Origin of the sequence: Ralstonia sp. RL (assembly GCF_001683835.1) — a bacterium.
Lineage (GTDB): Bacteria > Pseudomonadota > Gammaproteobacteria > Burkholderiales > Burkholderiaceae > Ralstonia > Ralstonia mannitolilytica.
In genome coordinates, this window is record NZ_LWRX01000199.1 from 1 (window position 1) to 4181 (window position 4181).

A 4181-nucleotide genomic window follows, 5' to 3' on the forward strand; every position below is an offset into this window, starting at 1 on the left:
GCAGTTGATTTGTAATCATCAGGTGGCGGGTTCGAGTCCTGCAGCCGGCACCAATACCGAAGCGGCTTCCCAGTGGGAAGCCGCTTGTCTTTGGCGCTCGCCCATCCAGATCGCACATTCGGAATTGCACGGCGACAGTCCGCCGATCGGACTACTTCGGCTCCGTCAACGGCGCGTAAGCGACCGCCTTGATCTCCACCAGACCGCCTTCGGGGTTCAGTTCGGCAACGCCCAATTCCACTGCCACAGGGTACGGGGCCGGGAAAAATTCGTCCCGCACACGCGCAATGGCTGCGAGCTGCCCGGCCTTGTCCAGCGCAAGACGCGGGCTGCCGAGCACGTGGAACATCTGCAGCTCGATCACGTCGACCATCCGTGCCTGGCAGGCCGCCAGCAGCCGTTCGATCTGGCGGAAGACCTGACGCAGTTCGGCCTCGAAGGCGGTGGCGTCCATGGGCGTCGTTTCACGATTGCACGCGACGATGCCCGACAGGTAGACGAAATCGCCGACACGTCTTGCGGGCGCGTAGTGGAACTGTGCGACATCGGCTTCCAGCTCGGGCGGGATGACGACTTCTCCGGTTTCGGTAGGGATGTGGTGCATGGCCTTCGGGGTAGAGGGTGGAAGCGGATTGTGTCCGATCCCCCCGGGGCTTGCATGGCACCACCACGCGTAGGGCTTCCACGCGCCGTGCATGCGGATCGTCTCAGCTGACCGCGAATGGCGCAGCCGAGGCGGTGTCTTCAAGAAAGTCCGTCATTGCATCCCGGCTTGGCGTCAGGCCCCTTAGCTGCAGGAGCGCGCCGGCGTTGCCGCGATGGTAGGTGCCGTGCAGGCACACGTGCAGCAGGATCTCGCCGCGACGCATGCGCGCCGGCTTGCCGCTGGTGAAGGTGAATTCAAGCGGCTCGTCGAGCTTGGCCTGCGTCACGGTCTGCGCGTAAGACACATACCAGTCGTCGACTTGCTGCGCGTGCTGGGCCAGCGTGCTGAGTTCTGGAAGCTTCTCGGATCTGGGCGCAGCGAATGGATGCGGCAGTCCCTGCAGATGGTGCTGGAAGATGCGGTCCACTGTGTGGACGTGATCGAGGACGCGCAGCATGAGCGTCGCGTCTTCATGGCTCAGCTGATCGAACTGCCGGCACACGGCGTCATACAGACCGCGGTCGGCCCATTGCTTGATGGCGAGCAGTTGCGTGTAGGGTGGGTGAGACATGAGGTGGCTCCTTGTCTTGCGCGGTTGGCGAGCAACTCGCGCCATGCATAATATGAGCGATGACTCGTGTTTCATACTCGCATTCGACGCGCAGGAAAATGGCTCGCAAGCCGCTGACCCAACCCCGCAAACAAGCCGCGCAGGCGCGATCGCGCGCCACGGTGGATGCGTTGATCGAAGCCACCGCTCGCATTCTCGTGAAAGAGGGGTTCGATAAGGCGAGCACGAACCGGATTGCGGCCAAGGCCGGCGTGAGCGTCGGATCGCTGTACCAGTATTTTCCGAGCAAGGAGGCGCTCGTGGTGGCGGTGATGGAGCGGCACAGCAGCGAACTCATGGCGCTGACGCGTGATGCGCTCGCTGACGCTGCCACGCTCCCGGTGGCGCAGGCGGTGCGCAGGCTGGTGACCACTGCCGTTCACGCGCATGGCGTCGATCCCAAATTGCACCGCGTGCTCGCCGAGCAGATACCGCGCACCGGGCGGCTTGCGAACACCGAGCGCTTCAACGCCGAGATCTACAACATGTTCTTCGCGTACCTGGAGGCCCATCGCGATGAGCTGCGTCCGCTCGATCTCGAGCTTGCCGCGTTCGTGTGCGTGACCTCCATCGAGGCGCTCACGCACAACGCTGTCCTGCACCACGCCGAGCGCTTTGCCGAAGCGCGCTTCGCGCCGCTGATCGACGAGGCGACGCGGCTCATCGTTGGGTATCTGCAGTAGCGGCCACCAAGGGCTTGCCGGCCCCCCGCGACACTTTGTTGCTCTGCGCCCCGTCACAGCTACGGAGTGGTCTCCATGGACAGTTGTTCCAGTCGATCTTCGATCGCCATTGAACGGCTAAGCAGTCCAGGCGTGTTGGCTGTCCTTCCCGCCACTGCCTAGCCGCGTTGCACGGCAGGTGGTGGCTCTTGCGTGGGTTCTCTGCGCAAGCGTCTCCCTGAATCGAGTGTTGGTGTCCGGCACCGTATGCGTGGCCGCGTGCGTTTGCGCGCGCCATCGGCAAGCCGGCGGCCGGCGTCTGCCTGCGTCCACGTCGCACGCGGACGAGAGGCCTCATGCGTTCTACCGCTCGCCATCGATCAGGGCGCTGGCGGGCTGCCCTGATCTTCAGCGTATCGGGGCCCTGGCTACGGCCGCGATCGCGGCGTCGTCAACCGCGTGGGCATGCGCGCCCCCACCGGACTCCAAGACCTACGGAGGGCCCACATGGACAGTCCGAGTCGACCCTATCCGAACGCATTTTCCTCAAGGCGAGTCCGCTGCACGGTTGTTCCTTGCTGTTGACTTGCGGCCCGGCAAGGCGGCGGTGTCTCCCATCGCTCCTTGAATGTCTGAACACGCCGCGCGCAGCCGTGGCGATGGCGGCAGGCCGCGCCCACATGGCGGGCGTGCCGCAAGGAGTGCACCATGCGCAAATTCAACATCCCCGCCCGTCGTTTTTCGGCGATCGCACTGCCGTTCAGCTCGCCGTTCGTGCAGGCCCGGGCCGGTGCGCCCCAGCGTGCCGGTGCCGTGCCCGGGCCATCGACCCGCCGCGCCGGCGATGGCGGCCCAGCGCTCGCGAACCACGGTTACGTCGCGGCGGCCATTCGCCTGTCGCGCACGTACTGGTAACGCCAACAACGCGCACCAATTGGGGTCGATATGACGCAATTCGCTTCGGGCATCGGCGCGCCGCGTCATGCCGCACGCGACGACGCCCATGTGGGTGACATTCGGGGCGCGCTCGGCACCTGACGCGCGCTGGCGGACGTTGCTCGCCATCGTCGGGCCGGGCCTGGTCGTGATGGTCGGAGACAACGACGCCGGCGCCTTCGGCAGGTATTCGCGATCGCGTTGCCGGACGCCAGCATCATCGGCGCATGCGCGGTGTCGCTTTCGACCGCATATGCGATGGGCGATGTGTTTGCCGTGCGGCACTCGCTGCATCGCAGGCCGGCATGCTGCTGCCGAGCGCGACGGTGTTCCTGCTGCTGTTGTGCAACGACAAGGCCGTGCTGGGCCTGCGGAAGAACACCCGCGCATGAACATCTTCGCTGGCTGCGTGGTGGCGGTGGTGCCGGTGATGCTGTCGGTGCTCTCCCGCCTCTTGCGGCCTGTCGTGGCCTGCGCGCCACTGTGGCCGATTGTCGCAGTGCAACAACATGCACTTTCGATTGGCTTACCCGCAAAGCCGCGTAAACCCTAGGCGGACGACGCAGCCGTCACTTGTCAATCGGCTCGCATTTCTATTTGCCTGAGCAAATTGCGCGATCCGAAGCGCCGTCTGGCGGTAAGATCGCGCCCGCATTCCACTCCATACCGCGCTCCCCCAACGAGCGCCTGACGTAGTGCCTGCTCCCATCTCAACCGCCCCCGATGTGTCGTACGCCGCTTTGTGCGACGCGGCGGCGCTCGGCCTCGCGCATGCCCGGCATGAGCGAAGTCCGCCCCGTCGACGGGGCGCGCTGGGTTCAGCTTCTCCCTGACCGGCGCCAGATGTGATCGAAGATCCGCTGCCGCACCAGCCGATTCCGAAGTGCCGGCAGCACGGTCTTTTCTCATTTCCCGCGTTTTTCCGCCTGTGGCTGCAGTCTGGGCTGCTGGGCTCTCGTGATGTTGGTGCGCATCGCCGGCGCAATTGTGCAAGACATGAAGAACACACTCGTTCCACATATGAAGCGGCTCCTCGCCGCAAGCCTTCCGCTCCTGCTGGCGGGCTGCAACCTGACGGTCCTGGACCCGAAGGGGATGATCGCCGCCGAAGAAAAGACGCTGATCCTGGTGGCGACCGGCCTGATGCTGCTGGTGGTCATTCCCGTGATCGTGCTGACGCTGGTGTTTGCGTGGAAGTACCGCGCCACCAATACGAAGGCCCGTTACGAGCCGGACTGGTCGCACTCCAACGCCATCGAAGCCGTGGTGTGGCTGATCCCGTGCCTGATCATCGTTGTCCTGGGCTGGATCACGTACAAGTCCACGC

4 protein-coding genes and 3 pseudogenes are annotated in these 4181 nt (G+C 64.8%); 5 read left to right on the top strand and 2 right to left on the bottom strand.

What is annotated here, in order from left to right:
* Nucleotides 1–151 precede the first annotated feature (151 nt).
* The gene (locus tag A6M56_RS18800) at nt 152–604 is read right to left on the bottom strand and encodes a Rid family hydrolase (protein ID WP_062739471.1); all 453 of its coding nucleotides are present in this window, start codon (nt 602–604) and stop codon (nt 152–154) included.
* Nucleotides 605–707: 103 nt separating this feature from the next.
* On the bottom strand, nt 708–1217 hold the full coding sequence (locus A6M56_RS18805; protein WP_045784974.1) for a DinB family protein: 510 nt from the start codon (nt 1215–1217) through the stop codon (nt 708–710).
* Nucleotides 1218–1315: 98 nt separating this feature from the next.
* Here A6M56_RS18805 and A6M56_RS18810 point away from each other — a divergent pair, with 98 nt between their 5' ends.
* The 5 genes and pseudogenes from A6M56_RS18810 to A6M56_RS18825 form a co-directional block, all read left to right on the top strand.
* On the top strand, nt 1316–1939 hold the full coding sequence (locus A6M56_RS18810; protein ID WP_045784973.1) for a TetR/AcrR family transcriptional regulator: 624 nt from the start codon (nt 1316–1318) through the stop codon (nt 1937–1939).
* A gap of 687 nt (nt 1940–2626) precedes the next feature.
* The gene (locus tag A6M56_RS18815) at nt 2627–2833 is read left to right on the top strand and encodes a hypothetical protein (protein ID WP_045784972.1); all 207 of its coding nucleotides are present in this window, start codon (nt 2627–2629) and stop codon (nt 2831–2833) included.
* A 30-nt stretch (nt 2834–2863) separates the two neighbouring features.
* Nucleotides 2864–3053, top strand: a pseudogene (locus A6M56_RS24300) (divalent metal cation transporter); the annotation flags it as partial.
* Nucleotides 3041–3299 (top strand): annotated as a pseudogene (locus tag A6M56_RS18820) (divalent metal cation transporter); the annotation flags it as partial. The pseudogenes A6M56_RS24300 and A6M56_RS18820, both read left to right, overlap by 13 nt.
* A 575-nt stretch (nt 3300–3874) precedes the next feature.
* Nucleotides 3875–4181: pseudogene (locus tag A6M56_RS18825) on the top strand (ubiquinol oxidase subunit II); the annotation flags it as partial.